Here is an 18,541-nt window from a genome sequence, read left to right on the forward strand (position 1 = left end):
GCCCTCCGTGAACCCGTCGACGCCGCAGCCGGTCGCGGTCACCGTCCTCACGCACGACACCGAGCCCGGCCGCACCGCCCGGCCCGGCCCGTCGGGCTGGCACGCCGGCGACGTGCTCGTGGCGACCGCACCCGACGGCGACGGCCTCGCCGTCACCGTGCAGGCCGACGGCCCGGTGGCGCGCGTCGCGCTGCGGTTCGAGCGCCGGCTCCCCGAGCGCGCGCTCGTCACCGGCGACGCCTGGGAGCGCGCCTACGGCGACCTGCACTGGGGCCCGCAGCGCCCGGAGCGTGTGCTGCCCTGGTACTGGGCCTGGTACGACGAGGCGCGCGGCCACGGCGGCGGCATGGGCGTGCGACTGCGACCCGGCGCGTTCTGCGCCTGGACGGTCGACGGCACCGGCGCGACCTTGTGGCTCGACCTCCACAACGGCGGCGAACCGGTGCTGCTGGGCGGTCGCGCGCTCGCGGCCGCGACCGTGGTCACGACGAGCACCGACGGCACCCCGTACGACGTCGTCGCCGACCTGTGCACGGCGGTCGCGGGCGACCTGCGGCCGCGCGACGTCGGCCCGGTCGTCGGCGCGAACAACTGGTACCACGCCTACGGCGAGGGCTTCGACCCCGACGCCGTCGTGCGCGACGCCGACACGATCGCCGACCTCAGCCCCGACGACGTGCGGCCGTTCAGCGTCGTCGACGCCGGGTGGGCGCGCGGCGGCGCGGCGCACGGCGGGCCGTGGACGACCGGCATCCCGGGTCTCTTCGACGACATGGGCGGGCTCGCGACCCGGGTGACCGAGGCCGGCTGCCGGCCGGGCCTGTGGCTGCGACCGGCGGCGCTGTCGCTGCCGTACCCGGGGCTGGTCGAGCGACCCGGGCCGCGCCCCAGCGCCGCGCACCGGCCCCTCGACCTCACGGTCGAGGAGAACCTCGTCGCGGTCGAGACGGCGATCGCGACGATCACCGGGCCGTGGGGGTACCGGCTGATCAAGCACGACTTCACGTTCTTCGACCTCCTCGGCCGGCACGGCAAGCAGCTCGACGGCGTCGTCCTCACCGAACCGGGCTGGCACCACGCCGACCGCTCGGTCACCAACGCGGAGATCCTCCGCTCGCTCTACGACCGCATCCGGGCAGCGGCCGGCGACGCCGTCGTGCTCGGCTGCGGCACGCCCGGCCACCTGGCGGCGGGTGCGGTCGACGTGCAGCGCACCGGCTGCGACACCTCGGGGGTCGCGTGGGAGCGCAGCCGGCGCATGGGTGTCAACGCGCTCGCGTTCCGCCAGCCGCAGGACCGCCGGTTCTTCGTGTGCGACCCCGACTGCGTGCCGAGCACGCCCGCCACCCCGTGGGAGAAGAACCGCCAGCTCCTCGACGCGGTGGCACGCGCGGGCGCGGCGCTGTTCGTCTCGATCGACCCGGGCACCCGCACGTCGGCGGTCGACGCCGACATCCGGCTCGCGGTCGAGCGCTCGCTCGCGGTGCAGCGCGACCTCGCGACGGCGGCGCGCGCGCAGGACACCCTCCACACCTCCTCGCCGCGGACCTGGCGCGACCGCTCCGGCGCGACGACGTCCTACGACTGGCTCGAGCCGATCGGTGCCTGGCCGCTGCCGGTGCGCTGACCCGGCGCCATGCCGCCGGATTTGATTAATCCATTAATCCGCGCCACGATGGACGCCACGGCCGCCCGGGACCGGGCCGGTGCGAACCGACGTGGGGGCGCTCGGACGTCCCGCGGGAGGAGTCCTCGGTTGAGCAGACGAACGGACCTCGGGCGGGTGCTGCTGGTCTCCGGCTGGCAGACGGTCAACATCGGCGACGTCGCCCACACCCCGGGCACCGTGCGCGCCCTGCACGAGCTCGGCGGCGCCGAGGTCGTGCTGTGGCCGCGCCGCCTCGGAGCCCGCGAGCGCACGATGCTGAAGGAACGGTTCCCCGCGCTGCGCATCCTCGGCGACGCGCGCGACAGCGCCCCGGACGAGCTCACCGACGAGGTCCGCGAGGCGATCGGTTGGGCCGACGTCTGCGTGCACGCCTCCGGACCCTCGCTCGTCGGCGCCGAGCAGATCGACCTCTGGCGCGCCCACACCGACAAGCCCTACGGCTTCTTCGGCATCACGGTCGACCCGCTGTCCCCCTACGCCGACTCCCTCGAGCGCTCCGGCCGGATCATCCGCGCGATCGACGGCGACCTGCTCGCGCCCGAGGACCGGGCGCGGCTGGCCGAGGCCGCGTTCGTGTGGTGCCGCGACTCGCTGACCGCGGAGTTCCTCGCGACCCAGGGCCTCGACCGCGGCGTGGCGTTCGGGCCCGACGCGACCGTCGTCGTCGACGTCGAGGACGAGGCGGCGGCCGACCGGTTCGTCACCGAGACCGGTGTGCGGCCCGGGCGCTTCGTGTGCGTCGTGCCGCGGCTGCGCTACACGCCCTACCACGAGCTGCGCGACGACGGCCGGTCGCCCTCGGAGGTGCGCCGCGACGCGATCAACGCCGGCTGGGTCGACCGCGACCTCGGGCTGCTGCGCGACGTCGTCACCGCCTACGTGCGCCGCACCGACGACGACGTCGTCGTCGTCCCGGAGATGTCCTACGCCGTCGCGCTCGCGCAGCAGCGGTTGGCCGACTGGCCGGCCGACGTCGCGCACCGCGTCCACGTCCTGCCCCGCTTCTGGGAGCTCGGCGAGGCGGCCTCGGTCTACCGCCGGGCGACCGCGGTGCTCAGCATGGAGTGCCACTCCCCGCTCATCGCGCTCGCGCAGGGCACCCCGGCGCTCTACCTGCGGCAGTCGACCGACACCGTCAAGGGCCAGATGTACGCCGACCTCGGCGCAGCCGACCGGATCCGCGAGCTCGACGACGCCGAGCCCGGCGAGGTGCTGACCGCGCTGCTGGCGCTGCGCGGCGAGGAGGCGCGAGCCCGCACCCGCACGCTGGCGCAGGACGCCCGGGAGCGCGTGGCCCGCATGGTCGACGCCGTCCCGCGGCCGACGCGCGCGCCCGCCTGACCCCGGTCGTCGGCAGGTAGGGTCGCGCCATGGTCACGCTGCGGGACGTCGCGGAGCGCGCCGGTGTCTCGCCGGCGGTCGTCTCCGCCGCGATCTCCGGCCGCTCGGGGAACGTGCGGATGTCGGAGGCGACGCGGCAGCGCGTCAACGAGGCGATCCGTGAGACCGGCTACCGGGTCAACCACGCCGCGCGCTCGCTGCGCACCGCCCGCACCGGCGTCGTGAGCGCCGTCGTGCCCAAGCTGTCGAACCCGGTCTTCGAGCACGTGATCCGCGGCATCCAGGACCAGGTCTCCAGCGACGGCGGCGTGCTCATGCTCGCCGACGCCGAGTGGCTCACGCCCGACAGCCACCTGCTCACGCGGCTCGCCGCGCGCGGCATGACCGACGGCTTCCTCGTGCGCCGCGCCCAGCTCGGCGACGACACGATCGACGCGCTCGAGGCGATGCAGGTCCCGTGCGTCGTGCTCGCCGGCCCCGATGGCACCCACCCCTCGGTCTGGGTCGACGACCGCGCCGGCATCCGCTGCGCGACCAGTCACCTGCTGGCGCTCGGCCACCGGCGCATCGCGCTCGTCGGCGGTCTGCAGCTGCCCGCGGGCCGCTCGGACAGCCGGCTGCTCGGCTTCCACGACGCGTTCGCGGAGGCCGGCGTCGCCGCCAGCGCCGACCTGCACCGCCCGGTCGGGTACGCCCACCCCGACATCCGCCGCGCGGTCACCGAGCTGCTCGCCACCGAGCAGCCGCCGACGGCGATCGTCGCCGACAACGTCACGGTCGCCCCGGCGGTCTACTTCGCGCTCGCCGAGGCCGGCCTGCGGGTGCCCGAGGACGTCTCGGTGGTCGCGTACCACGACATCGCGACGGTCGACATGATGTGGCCGCCGCTGACGACCGTGCGGATGCCGCTGCGCGAGGCCGGGGCCCAAGCCGCCAGGATGCTCACGACGCTCATCGAGGGCGAGAGGGCAGGCGGCACGATCCTCGAGGGCGGCGCCGAGCTGGTGGCCCGGTCCTCGACCGCGCCGCCCGCCTGAGCGCACCGCCCCACCGGGCGGCACCGGCCGCCGTCGTACGATCGCCGGGGACGAGGCGAGGAGGGCCGATGCCGGGCGGCTCCCGAGGGCGCGGGGCGGACGAGACGGGCGCGGGGCGCCCCGTGACGCTGCGGGTGCTCGCGGAGCGCGCGGGCGTCTCGGTCGCGGTGGTCTCCGCCGTCCTCAACGACAGCCCCTACGTGCGGATGAGCCCCGCGACCCGCGAGCGCGTGCTCGCCGAGATCGAGCGCGCGGCCTACGTCCCCAACCAGGCGGCGCGCAGCCTGCGGCTGCAGCGGTCCCGCACGATCGCCGTCGTGCTGCCCGCGCTGCACAACCCGATCTTCCAGCCGGCGCTCGCGGGCATCTACGAGGAGGCCCAGCGCCGCGGCTACGCGATCATGCTCGGCGAGGCGCAGCACCTGGCGTCGGGCTCCCAGCTGATGGAGCGGGTGGTCGCCCGCGGCGGCGTCGACGGCCTGCTGGTCCGCACCACGTCGAGCCTGCGGGAGGAGGCGCTCGCCCACGTGCTCGCCGCGCGCACGCCGGTCGTGTCGCTCGAGCCGCACCCCGCTGGCCTCGTCCCCTCGGTCGCGATCGACGAGGCCGCCGGCGTCGCGACGGCGACGCGGCACCTGCTGGCGCACGGCCACCGGCGCATCGGGCTGTACGGCGGCGAACCGGGCTACCGAGGCACGCAGGTGCGCACCGACGCCTTCCGGGCGGCGCTGCACGACGCCGGCGTACCGGTCGACGACGACGCCGTCGAGCCCGGGCCGCAGGAGCCCACCGAGGCCTACGCACCCGCGCGCCGGTTCCTCGAGCGCCGGCGCGACCTCACCGGCGTGGTGTGCAACAACGTCACGACCGCGTTCGCGGTGTCCGCGGCCGCGCACGACCTCGGGATCGCGGTCCCGCTCGAGCTGTCGCTCGTCGCGTTCCACGACGTCCCCGACGCCGAGGTGCTCCGGCCGGCGATCACCGCGGTCCGGATGCCGATGCGCGCGCTCGGCGAGGCCGGGGTGCGGGCGCTGCTGCGCGCCGTCGACGGCCACCCGGTGACCGACGAGCTGGTCGAGGGTGAGCCGGAGCTCGTCGAGCGTGCCTCGGTGGCCCCGCCCCGGCCCTGACGCCGAGGTCGGCACCGTGGGCACCGTGGGCACCGGACAGCGAGCACCGCGGGTACGGCGGGCCCATCCGCAGCGCCCGCGGACGCACCGGGTCCCGGCTCGTCCGCACCGGAGCGGGCCGCAGGGTTGCGGACCTCACGTGCGCGTGTGTACCGTACCGATTAATCGTTCTATCAATGAGGATGTCGGAGCACCATGACCGCCACCACCCCGCGCGCCGCAGCCCCCGTCGCGTCGCAGCACGGCGACCCGCGGTGACGGCGACGCCCACGGCCCGCCGCGAGCAGGCCGCGCCACCGGTCGCCCGCACCGACGCGCCGGCGACCGAGCGTCCCGCGGCGCAGCGCCGCCGCGCCCGCCGCAGCTGGGTGCTGCTCGCCTTCGCACTGCCGGGCATGGCGGTCGTGCTCGCCTTCCACTACTACCCGCTGCTCGGCAACGTCATCGCGTGGAAGGACTACCTGCCGTTCATCGGCGTGTGGGAGTCCGAGTGGGTCGGCTGGGACAACTTCGCCGTCATCTGGGAGGGCGACCCGCGCTTCCTCAACGCGCTCAAGAACACGCTGGTCATCACCGCGGTGCAGACCGTCGTCGTGTTCCCGCTGCCGATCGTGCTGGCGCTGCTGCTCAACTCGCTGCTGTCGGAGCGCGTCAAGCGCGTGGTGCAGTCGATCACCTATCTGCCGCACTTCCTGTCGTGGGTGATCGTCGTCGCGCTGTTCCAGACGATCCTCGGCGCGACCGGCTCGATCAGCTCGTGGCTGCGCGCGCAGGGCCTCGAGGGGCTCGACATCATCGGCAACGCCGACGTGTTCATCGCCCTCATCACCTCGCAGGTGATGTGGAAGGACACCGGCTGGGCCGCGATCCTGTTCCTCGCGGCGCTGTCGCAGATCGACACCGAGCTCTACGAGGCGTCCGCCGTCGACGGCGCGAGCCGCTGGCGCCAGCTGTGGCACGTGACGCTGCCCGGCATGCGCAGCATCGTCATCCTGCTGTTCATCCTGCAGCTGGGCAGCTCGCTGACCGTCGGCTTCGAGCAGATCATCCTGCAGCAGGGCATGGTCGGGCTGCGGGCGTCGGAGGTGCTCGACACCTTCGTCTACAACCAGGGCATCGTCGCCGGGCGCTGGGGCGAGGCCACCGCCGTCGGGCTGGTGAAGGGGGTCATCGGCGTGGCGCTGGTGCTCACCGCGAACAAGGTCGCGCACATGTTCGGCGAGGCGGGGGTGTACCAGCGATGAGCACGACGAGCCCGAGCGTCCGGAACGACCGGAGCACACCCGTGGGCCAGCAGCGCCCGCGCGGCCCGCACCTGAAGAACGGGCAGCCGCGCCCCCACCCGGCGATGCAGGTGGTCAAGGGCGTCGCGGTCGCACTGATCTGCGCCGTCATCGTGATGCCGTTCGTCGGCATCGTCGCGACGTCGGTGGCGCCGCCGGCCCAGGTGAGCGCTGCAGGCGGTTTCGTGTTCTGGCCCGAGGGCATCGACCTCACCGCCTACCGCTCGATCCTCTCGGGCGGCGTCGTCACACGGTCGATCCAGGTCTCGCTGTTCGTCACGCTGGTCGGCACCGCGCTGGCCCTGACGACGACGGCGCTGCTCGCCTACGCGCTGTCCCGGCCCTCGATGCCGTTCCGCGGGTTCGCGCTCGGGCTGGTGCTGCTCACCCTGCTGTTCCACCCGGGCATGATCCCGATGTACCTCGCGGTCAAGGACTTCGGGCTGCTCGACACCGTGTGGGCGATGATCGTGCCGTCGATGATCAGCGGCTTCAACGTCATCGTCATGCGCGCGTTCTTCATGAACGTGCCGGGCGAGCTCACCGACGCCGCCCGCATCGACGGCGCGGGCGAGCTGCAGATCTTCACCCGGATCATGCTGCCGCTGTCCAAGGCGATCCTCGCCGTCATCGGGCTCTTCTACGCCGTCGCGTACTGGAACTCGTTCTTCTCCGCGCTGCTCTACCTCAAGGACAGCTCGCTGTGGCCGCTGCAGCTCGTGCTGCGGACCTACGTCGTCAACAACACCGCGCTCGCGAGCGCCGAGCTCAACGTCGACGTCGTGCCACCGCAGGCGTCGATCCAGATGGCCGTGCTGGTCGTCGCGCTCGTCCCGATCCTCGTCGTCTACCCGTTCCTGCAGAAGCACTTCGCCAAGGGCGTGCTCACCGGAGCCGTCAAGGGCTGATCCACCCCCTCCCCCGCCTCGACCTCGAAGGAGAGATCTGATGTCACGATTTACCACGGCGAGCCGTCGCCAGTTCCTGCTCGGCGGCGCCGCGCTCGGCGCGACCGGGTTCCTGGCCGCGTGCGGCGGGGGCAACGGTGGCACGGGTGCCGGCCCGACCGACGGCGGCGGCAACGAGCCCTCCGGGTGGGACTGGCCGGCGTACCAGGCGTTCACCGGTCCGCAGCCCGACCTGCCCGGCACCCAGGACGGCGTCAACGCCGGCTTCCTCGCCTACCCGGCTCTCGCCGACCTCGTCGACACCGTTAGCGAGGCGCCCGGCGACGGCCAACCCGTCACCGCGATGACGCCGAACTACAACCGGCAGCCGCTCGACATGGACCGCAACCCGTTCTGGCAGGGCCTCAACGAGCGGCTCGGCTCGGTCCTCGACGTGCGGATGGTGCCGGGCGCCGACTACTCGAACGTCTTCGCGACCACGGTCGCCAGCGGCGAGATGCCCGACCTGTTCACGCTGTACGCCTCGCCGCGGCTGCCGGAGTTCCTGCAGTCGCAGGCCCTCGACCTCACCGACCACCTGGCGGGCGACGCGATCCTCGCCTACCCGAACCTCGCGGCGATCCCGACCTCGGCCTGGCAGTACTCGGTCTTCGGCGGCCGGATCTACACGATCCCGCTGTTCCGCGGGCTGCGCACGTCGTGGGCGCTGATCCAGCGGTCGGACCTCATGGAGCAGATGGGGCTCAACCCCGAGCCGCAGAGCTTCGAGGAGCTGCTGGAGGTCGCGAAGGAGTTCACCGACCCCTCCCAGAACCGGTGGGCGTTCTCCGACTTCCCGGCCGACTTCCTGCGGCAGACCCTCGGCATCCCGAACGGCTGGGGCCTCGAGGGCGACACGATCACCTCGGCACTGACCGACGAGCGGCAGATGGACTTCTTCGAGGCCGGGCTGCGGCTGATGGAGGCGGGCGTCGTGCACCCGGAGGCGTTCGACGACTCCGGTCGCAAGTCCCGGCTGTCGGAGGGTCAGGCACTGTTCGCGCAGGACGGCCTCGGCGGCTGGAACGCGTTCTACTCCACGGCGACGAACAACTTCCCGGAGATCGCCGAGACGTTCGACATCGACGGCACCAAGATGTTCGACTTCGCCGACGGCTACACCGGCCGCCCGTGGCGCGCGGCCGACGTGCTCGAGCAGTGCGTCGTCGGCGCGAGCGCGGAGTCGCGCATCGAGGCCGTGCTGGGCGTCGCGAACTGGCTGGCCGCGCCGATCGGGTCGACCGAGAAGTTGTACCAGACCTACGGCGTCGAGGGCGAGCAGTTCGAGATGGTCGACGGCGCGCCCAAGCGCACCGAGGCCGGCGGCGACCAGTGGCTGAACCTGCAGCTGCTGGTGTCGGCACCGTTCGCGGTCGAGGACGCGCTGCACCCGCACGCCGTCGAGCGGCTGCACGCGTTCCAGACCTACCTGGCCGAGAACGCGATCCGCAGCGCGGCCGACGGGCTCTACTCCGAGACCCTCGTCTCCGACGGCGGCGTCGCGGAGACGACCTTCAAGGACCTCACGAACGACATCGTGCAGGGCCGCCGCAGCGTCGACGAGTGGACCCGCGAGGTCGACGACTTCATGCTCTCCACCGGTCAGCAGATCATCGACGAGCTGACGCAGGCCCGCGAGGAGGCCGCCGACGCCTGAGCCGTCCGCGTCGCACGCGCGGGCTCCCTGCGACGGGCGGGTGCCGCCACCGACCATCCCGGTGGTGGCGCCCGCCCGTCGTCGTGTCGGCGACGGCGCCTAGGGTGCGGCCATGACCTTCCGCTGCTTCGGCACCGGCGACCCCCTGTACGAGACGTACCACGACACCGAGTGGGGCGTGCCGCCCGAGCCCACGCCCGACGAGCGCGAGCTGTTCGAGCGCGTCAGCCTCGAGGCCTTCCAGTCCGGGCTGTCGTGGATCACGATCCTGCGCAAGCGCGAGGCGTTCCGGGCCGGGTTCGCCGGGTTCGACCCGGAGGCGGTCGCGAGCTTCGGCGATGCCGACGTCGAGCGGCTGCTCGCCGACGCCGGCATCGTGCGCAACCGCGCGAAGATCGAGGCGACGATCGCCAACGCCCGGGCGCTGCGAGCGATGCACGAGCGCGGCGAGCGGCTGGCGGACGTGTTCGAGGCGCACCGGCCCGCACCCCGCGCGCAGCGGCTCAGCCGGCTCGACGCGCTGCCGGCCTCGACGCCGGAGTCGACCGCCCTCGCGAAGGACCTGCGGCGGCGCGGCTTCCGTTTCGTGGGGCCGACGACGGCCTACGCCGCGATGCAGGCACTGGGCTACGTCGACGACCACCTGGCCGAGTGCGTCGTGGTCGTCGGACGGTAGCGGCCGACGGACCGAAGTCCCGGACCGCCGTGGCACCGATGCCCTAGCCTTCGAGACCTCCCCTTCGTCGAGTCGTGGTGGGCTGGGCATGGACGCTGTCAGCACGGAACGGATCCGGGACGTCGCGCTGCTGGGGCACGGCGGCGTGGGCAAGACGACGCTGGTGGAGGCGCTGCTGCACCGCGCCGGGGTGATCGGGCGGATGGGCCGTGTCGAGGACGGCACGACGACGTGCGACACCGAGCCGGAGGCCCAGCGACGGTGCATGTCGCTCGGGGTCGCGGTCGCGCCCTTCGACTGGGCCGTCGACGGCGTCGCGCACCGCGTCAACCTGCTCGACACCCCCGGTCACGACGACTTCGTGGCCGCGGCGACGTCCGCGCTGGACGTCGTCGATCTCGCGCTGCTGGTCGTCAGCGCGACCGACGGCGTCGAGCCGGGCACCGAGCGCGCGTGGGCGGCGTGCGAGGCGGCCGGTGTGCCGCGGCTGGTGTTCGTCACCAAGGAGGACAAGCAGAACGCCGACTTCCACGCCGTGCTGGACCAGCTGCGCGACCGCTTCGGTGCGGCCGTGCACGCGCTCGAGCTGCCGATCGGTGAGGAGTCCGCGTTCCACGGCGTCGCCGACCTGCTCACCGACACCGACACCGCCTACGACGACGACGGCACCACCCACCCGATCGAGCCGCCGGCCGACCTCGCCTCGGAGCAGCACGAGCTCCACGACGCGCTGGTCGAGGACGTCGTCACCGACGACGACGACCAGCTGGAGCGGTACCTCGCGGGCGACGTCCCCGCGCCCCCGGAGCTGGAGCGCACGCTCGCGCACGAGGTGCTGACCGGGGCGATCGTGCCGGTGCTCGTCGGCTCGGCGGTCACCGGCGTGGGTGTCGACAAGCTCGCGGACGCGATCGTGCGCCTCGGGCCCCCGCCCCGACCGGCACGGATCCTGGTGGGCGGTCAGGAGACCGAGGTGCCGGCCGACCCCGCCGGCGAGCCGCTCGTGCACGTGTTCCGCACGATCGCCGAGGAGTTCGTCGGCCAGATCTCGCTGCTCAAGGTGCTCTCGGGCACGCTGCGACCCGACGACCGCCTCACCAACGCCGCCACTGGCGCCGAGGAGCGGCTGCACGGGCCGTTCCGGCTGCGCGGCAAGGAGCACCTCGTCGCGAGCGCGGCACCCGCGGGCGACCTGGTCGCGGTCGCGAAGCTGACCGGCTCCCCCGCGGGCACGCTGCTCGCACGCCCGGGTCGGCCGGTCGCGCTGCCCGGCGCGCCGCCGCCCCCGCCCGCCTACACGATCGCCGTCCGGGCGGCGAGCCCGTCGGACGAGGACAAGCTGTCCGACGCGCTGCGCCGGCTCGTCGCGGAGGACACCGCGCTGCGGGTGGAGACGCAGCCCGAGACCGGGCAGGTGCTGCTGCACGGCAGCGGCGACACCCACGTCCAGGTCGCGATCGAGCGGCTGTCGCGCAAGTTCGGCGTCGCCGTCGAGCCCGAAGAGGTCCGGATCCCGTACCGGGAGACGATCAAGGCACCCGCGAGCGCCGAGGGCAAGCTGAAGAAGCAGTCGGGCGGCCACGGCCAGTTCGCCGTCGCGCAGCTGCGGGTCTCCCCCGCGCCGCGCGGCAGCGGGTTCACCTTCGTCGACAAGATCGTGGGGGGCGCGATCCCGCGCAACTACCTCCCCGCCGTCGAGAAGGGCATCGAGGAGGCGATGCGTGCCGGTGGCCCGCACGGGCACCCGGTGGTCGACGTCCAGGTCGAGTGCGTCGACGGCAAGTACCACTCCGTCGACTCCTCCGACATGGCGTTCCGCACCGCGGCCGCGCTCGGGCTCAAGGAGGCGCTCGCCGCCGCCGGGACCGTGGTGCTCGAGCCGATCTCGGCGCTGGTCGTGCGGGTGCCCGAGGGGCACCAGGGCGACGTGCTGGCCGACCTGGCGGCGCGGCGCGGGCGGGTGCAGCGCACCGACATGCTCGACGACGGCACCCACGAGATCGAGGCGCTCGTGCCCGCGTCGGAGCTGCGGCGCTACGTCATCGACCTGCGCTCGCTCACCGGCGGCCGCGGGACCTTCACGGTGACCCACGACCACTACGACGTGCTGCCCGACCACCTGCTGCCGGCCTGAGAGCGGTCGCGGCGGAGACATCTCCCCATCACCCGGCCGCGACGCGGCCCCGGCCGGTGTGCTAGTCCTGTCGGGTACGCCGCCCGCTGCGCCCGGAGAACCATGACACCCGTCCGCGTCACCGCCCACACGATGGGTGCCACCGTCTTCCAGATCACGCCCGCCACGCTCGAGTGGACGCCGCAGGGGACTCTCCGCGTCACGCAGACACCGCCGGGCCAGCCGCCCGTCGTCGTGCTCGACACGCCGCCCGCCGGGCTGCGGGCGGTCACCAGCTACACGGCCAACCAGGCGAGCTTGGTGATCAAGCCGGTCGAGGGCAAGCCCGTGAAGCTGTCGCTGCTGGGCAGCATGCTGGCGCCCGAGCCGCACGAGTCCGCCGACGCCTACGCCCGCCGCGCGGCGGCGACCGGTGTGCCGCCGCAGCAGTGGTGGGAGGAGAGCCTCGCCGCCAGCGGCGTGAAGATCGCTCGGTGGGGGTGGGGCAAGACCTGGGCGATCGCGGGTGGCATCGTCGGCGGCATCATCGTCCTCGCCGCCGTCATCGCGCTGCTCGACCTCGTCTGACGGGGGGCGCCGAGGAGGCGCTCGCCGCGCCGCGGACCGCTGCACCGGCCGGGCACGAGGCTCGGTCACGATCACGAGGGGGAGATCGATGAGACGACCGGTCGTCGCCGCGCTCGCGGCGCTCGCCACCCTGCTGACGACGGCATCGGCGTGCCGGCCGGAGGACCCGGAGCCCACCGGCGCCGAGCCCACGGCGGAGCCGACCGGGCCCACCGAGACCGAGGAGCCCACCACGCCCGAGCCGCTCGACCCGACGACGGTCGACCTCGGCAACCGGGTGTGGACCTACGAGGACGCCTGGACGGCGCCGTTCGAGGTGCCGCTGGAGGACGGCGTCGCCGAGGGCGAGTGGGACCTCGCGGGCGAGGGGCCGATGGTCTACGACGAGGCCCAGCGTGTCGTCGTCGACATGGACGGCGACGACGACCTGGACGTCGTCGCGCCGCTGACGTATCAGGAGCAGCTCGGCGGCTACCCCTGGACGAGCTGGTTCGTGTGGCTCAACGACGGCACGGACCTCGTCCAGATGCCGTACGCGATCGCGCACCAGGCGCGCTGCGTCGCGACCGTCGAGGCGGTCGAGCCGGCGGGCGACGGCCCCGGCGTGCGCATCGACCGGCTGATCATGGACCTCGGGGCGGAGTGCGCCGCGACGCCGACCGTCGAGGCCGACCGCACGGTGGTCGTCGAGCACGACGAGAACGGCGACCCGTGGCCGGTGCAGATCGACCCGGGCCGGTTCTGGGGCGGGCTGTGCGTCGGCATCGGCAGCGAGAGCTCCGAGGGCGAGCACGAGCAGGACGTGCAGGACAACGGGCCGTTCCCGCTGGACGAGGCGGTGGTGGCACCCGGTCTGGGGCCGGTCGAGCCGCCGGCCTCGGAGGAGACGATCGACCTCCTCAGCAGCGACAGCGACGCCTGGTACGGCGACCTCGACGGCTGGCGGTTCGCGGGGATCACCTTCCTGCGGGACGGCGCGCTGAGCACCTCGGCGGCCGACGAGCACTGCGCCTGGGCCCCGCAGGGCTGACACGGCGGAACCTTCCACCCGGCCACGGCTTCTCCATCGCCGTCCGGGCGCCGACGATGGCGGCACCCGGACGAGGAGGAGACCATGACCGCGGTGACCCACGGCGCCGACCCTGACGCCCTGCGGCTGCTCGCCGAGGAGATGCTGACCCTCGCCGAGGTCACGCTCGGCACCGGGCTGCGCACCCAGCAGCGCCTCGCCGAGCTGGGCTGGCACGGCCCGGACGCCGACCGTGCCCGGCAGCGGTGGGAGGTCGCCGAGCTCGCGCACGTGCGGGCGACGTCGCGCGCGCTCGCCGAGGCCGCCGGCCACGTGCTCGAGCAGGCGCGCGAGCAGGAGCAGGCGAGCGAGGCCACAGCGGCAGCGCCAGCGGTATCGGCCCCCGCCGCCCCGGCTGCCGCCCCGGCGGCGGGCACCGAGCGCTCGCTCGGCGAGCGGGCGCGCCTCCTCCTCGACGTGCTGGCGAACGGGCTGGAGCTGGCGCAGGTGGCGGCCGTCGCCGCCGCCGGCGGTCGACCCGCGCTGTCGATGACGCGCGGCCAGTACGAGCTGGTGAGCTCGCTCGTCGGCGCTGCCCGGCCGGGCGTCGGCGCCGTCGTCGGCACGGCCCGCACGCTCGGGTCGGCCCTCAACGTCTACGACACCGCGGCCGGCCTCGTGCGCGGCGACCCGGTGCAGGCGACCGGTGGCGCCGGCGGGCTCGCGGCCGGAGCGCTCGGCCCCGCCGTCGGCGCGGCCTGGGGTGTCGGGTGGACGGCCGGCGGCCTCGCCTACGAGGGCATGCAGGGCACCCGCTACGGCGACGCCGTCGAGCGCCGCAACGACGAGGCCTTCCGCACCCTGGGGGCGTTCGGGATGGCGCTCGTGCCGGGGAACCTCGCGCTCGGCGCGTGGGACGTGCTTACCGGCGGCGACGAGGACCCCGACGGCGGCGGCCGCTGAGCCCCACCCGGTTTCACCGCACTTTGGAACACCCCCCACATTCACCGCACTTTGGAACACGCCCCGCTTTCACCGCACTTCGGAACACCCCCCACTTTCACCGCACTTCTTGCCACGCCGCGGTTTCACCGCTGTTCGTGCCACCCAACGGTTTCACCGCTGTTCGTGCCACCCCACGGTTCCACCGCACGTCGTGCCGCGGCGGCCGCCGCACGCCGCGCTGCCGGCGCGAGGGCTCCGACGGGACGCCGCGGCTCAAACCCGTTGCGGTGCGGGCGGGCGGCAGCGACGATCTGAACCGGTGGCGTCGTGCGGCACGTCGCCACCGCGGCAGCCCGGCGCTGCCATACCGTTGGCGAGCGGAGGGAGGTGCGGCATGGCCGCGATGGTCCTCATCTACAACGCGGGCGGCGTCGAGGTGCACGACGTCAAGCCGTTGCGCCACGTGATCACGATGCTGCACCGCGGCGTGGCCCGGGTGCTCGAGGCCGTCGACGGCGAGGCGTTCGGCCCGTACCAGCGGCCCCGCTCGGTGGAGCTCGTCCGCTACGTCTACGCCCGCTGGCGCTACGAGCGCACCGTCCCCGCCACGTACTCCTTCAAGGGTGTGCTGCGCCGCGACGGTTACACCTGCGCGTACTGCGGCGGCCCTGCCACCACGATCGACCACGTGGTGCCCCGCTGCCAGCAGGGCCCGTCGACCTGGACGAACTCGGTCGCCGCATGCCGCACGTGCAACGAGCGCAAGGGCGGTCGCACCCCGGAGGAGGCGGGCATGCCGCTGCTGTGGGCGCCGACGCAGCCCGGCGCGCGCACCGTGCACAGGCGGCACGCGGTCGCCTAGCGCCGCTGCGCCCTCCCGCGCCCGTCCCGGCTCCGCTAGCCTGCCAGCACCGACGACGGGGGAGGCCGGGTGCTCAGGGTGACGCTGCGCGGCCGCGGTGTGCCCACGGTCGTGCTCGGCAGCGGCGAGTCGATGCTGTTCGGGCGGGCGCCCGACGTGGCGCTGCCGGACGTCGACGCCCAGCTGCGGACCACCGCGCTGGCGCTGCCGCGGGCCGCGGCGCACGTCTCGCGCCTGGTCGGCGAGCTCGCGGTCGGCGAGGAGGTGGCGCGGCTGCGCTGGCACGGCTCGACGGGTGCCCAGCTGTCGAGCCTCTTCGACGCCCCGGGCGGCGCCCGCCGCGTCGCGCTCGCCACCGGGATGGCGGCGCTGCTCGACGAGGGCGAGAACCACCTGCTGCTGCTGCGCGGCCGCGAGGAGGCCGCCGGGTTCGCGGACCTCGTGCTGGTCCTCGACGTCGAGGAGGTGCGCGAGGGCGCGGACGTCGCACCGGTGACGTTCGCGCCCGACCAGGACCCCGACGGCGACCCCACCACCGACGCCCCGCACCTCGAGCGGTGGTCCCGCGAGTGGTACGTCGCGCTCGCGCTCGCCGAGCCGTGGCTGAGCGGCGCCGACGACTACCCGCGACCGCCGTCGAACCGGGAGATCTACGAGCGCGTGCTGGCGTGGCGCGGGCACGCGTGGAACCTCGAGCGCGCGCAACGTGTCGACGACGCGATCCGCGCGATCGCCCGGCTCGCCTTCGGACCCGCCGACGACCCGTTCACGGTGACGCAGGGCCGGGTCCAGAACGTCCGGTTCGCCGTCGGGCGCCGCGCCGCGGAGACGTCGCTCGTCACGACCGAGGACCTCGAGGCCGTCCTCGACGCCCAGGCCCGCGGCGCGGGCCTCAACCCCACCGCCTGAGGCGGGCTCGCGCACCCCGGCCGCGGACGACGGCGTGGGGTCGCGGGGCATTCGTGCCGTTGCGGTCAGTTCGGTACGCCCGGGAGGCCTCCGCGCGGGGCATTCGTGCCGCTGAGGTCACTTCTGTACGCCGGGGAGGAGAACGCGGGGCCGTTCGTGCCGCGACACTGGGGGGCGGTAGCTCAGCGAGTGGCGTCCGCGGGCATTCGCGCCCTTGTGGTCACTTTGGTACGCCCGGGAGGCCTCCGCGCGGAGCATTCGTGCCGCTGGGGTCACTTCTGTACGCCGGGGAGGCCTCCGCGCGGGGCGTTCGTGCCGTTGCGGTCACGTCCGCACGCCGGCGACTGGCGCCGACGTGCCGGAACCTTCCACCCCCGGCGCGGTGGTGCTGGGAGTCGTGCGGTGCCTAGCGTCCGAGCCATCGCACGGACCGAGGAGGACGCGATGACCCAGAGCTACGACCGCGCCACGTTCTACGGGCTCGACACCACCGAGACCCGCACCCAGGCGCAGCAGATGGACGCCAACGCCGAGAACCTGGGCGCGCTGGTGAACGACATCGGGGCGCTGATGGAGTCGGTGCTGTGGCTGGGCCCGGGCGCCCAGCGCTTCAAGGCCGACTGGGACGGCTCGATGCGGCCCCAGATCCAGGAGGCGTCGGACACGCTGCGCGGCAACGCGGCCGAGATGCGGCGCCGCGCCGACCTGCAGGACCAGGCCTCCGCCTAGCCCGGTCGGCGGAACCTTCCACCCCCGCGGGGCTGGAGCCGCCGGCCGACCCGTCCCTAGCGTCGACGCCACGTCGACCCCGACGGCAGCACGAACAGCACGACCGACACGAGAACGAAGGAGGTGGGGCAGGTGTCGTTCCACGGCGCAGACGTCGACGGCCTCGACAGGACCGCGAACCGGTGCATGGAGGGTGCGGACTTCGCCGACAACGTCGCCCGGGCACTCGAGGCGCTGGTCGCGGCCCTGGAGGCGATGAGCTGGACCGGGTTCGCCGCGGCGCTCGCGGCGTACCTCAAGGCCGTCGTCATCCCCTGGGTGAAGTACATCGCGAGGTGCCTGCGGATCTTCGGCGGCCTGCTCCAGCTCGCCTCGCGCAAGCAGAAGGACGCGTCCGAGGACGCCCCGCCGGTCTCGATCCCCGCGACGGCGTGGAACCCGCCACCGGCGCCGGCACCCGTGCCGGTGCTGCCGCCCCGGCTCGACTGCCCCGACCCGGCGATCCACCGGACCGACCCGGGCACCGGCGCCGAGGTGGGCGGCGGCAGCGCGACGGCGCCCAGCACGCCGGTCACGCGAACCGAGCCGGGCGGCACCGGCACCGGCGGCGGCACCTCGGTGGCCCCGACGACGCCGATCACCCGCACCGATCCCGGGTCGACGGCGCCGCTCACCGGCGGCGGGACCGTCACCACGGTCACCGGCATCGGGGCGGACGGCCGGCTCTGGACGCGCACCTCGATCGGCGACGCACCCACCGGCGGCGGCACCGCCACGGGCGTGGGCACCGGCAGCCTCGGCACCGGCGCCCTCGGCTCGAGCGGCGCGACGACGCCGGCGTCCGGCGGCACGCCCGTCGGCGGCTCGGGCGGCGGCTCCGGCGGCCCGACCGGCGGCTCTCTCGGCTCCGGCGGCGGCTCTCCCGGCTCGACCGCCGGTACACCCGAGGGCGGTGCGACGTCGTCGCACGGCACGGTGCACAGCTCCCCGCTCGGCTCGCGGCCCGTGTCGTCGCTGCCGACCGGCGGGGTGGGCACCGGCTCGGTGGCAGCCGTCGAGCCCCTGGCGGCCGGCGCCGCCGGCGGTCCCGGCGCGGCGATGCTCGCCGCCCCGCTCGGCCTCGCGGGGGTCGGCACGGCCGCCCTCGCCGCGCTCCGCGCCACGGGCCTGCAGCCCGACGACGAGGAGGAGGTGCCGGACGACGCGCTCTGACCCTCGCCCGGGACCGGCCCGCCGGTCCCGCCCCACGACCCGACAGCACCACCGAACCCCGCTGCACCCGCAGCACCGACCGAGAGGAACGACAGCATGACCACCGCGAACGTCTACGGGATGGACATCCAGGCCGGCCGCGACCTCGCTGCCCGCATGGACGGCGACGCCACCGAGATCGAGACCCTCACGACCCGGCTCACCGGGATGCTCGAGAGCACGCCCTGGTACGGCCCGGACGCCACCCGCTTCAAGGGCGACTGGAGCGGCCAGTACGTGCCTGCCCTGCAGTCCGTGGTCGCGGCGCTGCGTGAGAACAGCGTCCAGATCTACGCGCAGGCGCAGTCGCAGGAGGACGCCTCCAGCTGACGCCACCCCGACGCACGGCCCGGCCCTCCCCAGGGTCGGGCCGTTCGTCGTGCCGGCCACCGTCC

General features: G+C 74.3%; 17 protein-coding genes. All 17 read left to right on the plus strand.

The genetic code is table 11. The features are described 5' to 3' along the window. The first annotated feature begins 7 nt into the window (after positions 1-7). The 17 genes from GPA02_RS11305 (at position 8) to GPA02_RS11385 (ending at position 18,476) form a co-directional block, all read left to right on the plus strand. The gene (locus GPA02_RS11305; protein ID WP_204986586.1) at positions 8-1,627 is read left to right on the plus strand and encodes an alpha-amylase family protein; all 1,620 of its coding nucleotides are present in this window, start codon (positions 8-10) and stop codon (positions 1,625-1,627) included. 129 nt (positions 1,628-1,756) lie between these two features. Then, positions 1,757-3,010: a polysaccharide pyruvyl transferase family protein gene (locus tag GPA02_RS11310; protein WP_162457761.1), complete on the plus strand. Its 1,254-nt coding sequence runs from the start codon at positions 1,757-1,759 to the stop codon at positions 3,008-3,010. A gap of 29 nt (positions 3,011-3,039) precedes the next feature. Next, positions 3,040-4,047, plus strand: a complete 1,008-nt coding sequence (locus GPA02_RS11315) for a LacI family DNA-binding transcriptional regulator (protein WP_156200081.1) — start codon at positions 3,040-3,042, stop codon at positions 4,045-4,047. Between the two features lie 68 nt (positions 4,048-4,115). After that, complete coding sequence (locus GPA02_RS11320) at positions 4,116-5,177, plus strand: LacI family DNA-binding transcriptional regulator (protein WP_156200083.1); 1,062 nt, start codon at positions 4,116-4,118, stop codon at positions 5,175-5,177. A 254-nt stretch (positions 5,178-5,431) separates the two neighbouring features. Continuing rightward, entirely contained in the window at positions 5,432-6,421 is a 990-nt protein-coding gene (locus GPA02_RS11325) for an ABC transporter permease (RefSeq protein WP_240134006.1), read from the plus strand. Beyond that, a complete protein-coding gene (locus tag GPA02_RS11330) occupies positions 6,418-7,368 on the plus strand; it encodes a carbohydrate ABC transporter permease (protein WP_156200085.1) in 951 nt (316 codons plus the stop codon). Before GPA02_RS11325 ends, GPA02_RS11330 begins: the two co-directional genes overlap by 4 nt. 40 nt (positions 7,369-7,408) lie before the next feature. Continuing rightward, positions 7,409-9,064 carry a type 2 periplasmic-binding domain-containing protein gene (locus GPA02_RS11335; RefSeq protein ID WP_156200087.1) on the plus strand — a complete coding sequence of 552 codons (1,656 nt, stop codon included), beginning with the start codon at positions 7,409-7,411 and terminating at the stop codon, positions 9,062-9,064. A 112-nt stretch (positions 9,065-9,176) separates the two neighbouring features. After that, positions 9,177-9,740, plus strand: a complete 564-nt coding sequence (locus GPA02_RS11340; protein WP_156200089.1) for a DNA-3-methyladenine glycosylase I — start codon at positions 9,177-9,179, stop codon at positions 9,738-9,740. An 88-nt stretch (positions 9,741-9,828) separates the two neighbouring features. Continuing rightward, positions 9,829-11,874, plus strand: a complete 2,046-nt coding sequence (locus tag GPA02_RS11345) for an elongation factor G (RefSeq protein WP_156200091.1) — start codon at positions 9,829-9,831, stop codon at positions 11,872-11,874. Between the two features lie 102 nt (positions 11,875-11,976). Continuing rightward, complete coding sequence (locus GPA02_RS11350) at positions 11,977-12,441, plus strand: hypothetical protein (protein ID WP_156200093.1); 465 nt, start codon at positions 11,977-11,979, stop codon at positions 12,439-12,441. Positions 12,442-12,529: 88 nt separating this feature from the next. Further along, on the plus strand, positions 12,530-13,471 hold the full coding sequence (locus GPA02_RS11355; RefSeq protein WP_156200095.1) for a hypothetical protein: 942 nt from the start codon (positions 12,530-12,532) through the stop codon (positions 13,469-13,471). Positions 13,472-13,555: 84 nt separating this feature from the next. Then, a complete protein-coding gene (locus tag GPA02_RS11360; RefSeq protein WP_156200097.1) occupies positions 13,556-14,413 on the plus strand; it encodes a hypothetical protein in 858 nt (285 codons plus the stop codon). A 376-nt stretch (positions 14,414-14,789) separates the two neighbouring features. After that, positions 14,790-15,257: an HNH endonuclease gene (locus GPA02_RS11365; RefSeq protein WP_156200098.1), complete on the plus strand. Its 468-nt coding sequence runs from the start codon at positions 14,790-14,792 to the stop codon at positions 15,255-15,257. Positions 15,258-15,326: 69 nt separating this feature from the next. Continuing rightward, positions 15,327-16,166: a hypothetical protein gene (locus GPA02_RS11370; protein ID WP_156200100.1), complete on the plus strand. Its 840-nt coding sequence runs from the start codon at positions 15,327-15,329 to the stop codon at positions 16,164-16,166. Between the two features lie 444 nt (positions 16,167-16,610). Then, positions 16,611-16,895: a hypothetical protein gene (locus GPA02_RS11375; RefSeq protein ID WP_156200101.1), complete on the plus strand. Its 285-nt coding sequence runs from the start codon at positions 16,611-16,613 to the stop codon at positions 16,893-16,895. Positions 16,896-17,027: 132 nt separating this feature from the next. Next, positions 17,028-18,107 (plus strand): hypothetical protein, encoded by a 1,080-nt coding sequence (locus tag GPA02_RS11380; protein WP_156200103.1) that lies wholly within the window; start codon positions 17,028-17,030, stop codon positions 18,105-18,107. A 96-nt stretch (positions 18,108-18,203) separates the two neighbouring features. Next, a complete protein-coding gene (locus GPA02_RS11385; protein WP_156200105.1) occupies positions 18,204-18,476 on the plus strand; it encodes a hypothetical protein in 273 nt (90 codons plus the stop codon). The last annotated feature ends 65 nt before the right edge of the window (positions 18,477-18,541 follow it).

This window comes from Actinotalea caeni, assembly GCF_009733795.1.
In the GTDB taxonomy this organism is placed as follows: domain Bacteria; phylum Actinomycetota; class Actinomycetes; order Actinomycetales; family Beutenbergiaceae; genus Pseudactinotalea; species Pseudactinotalea caeni.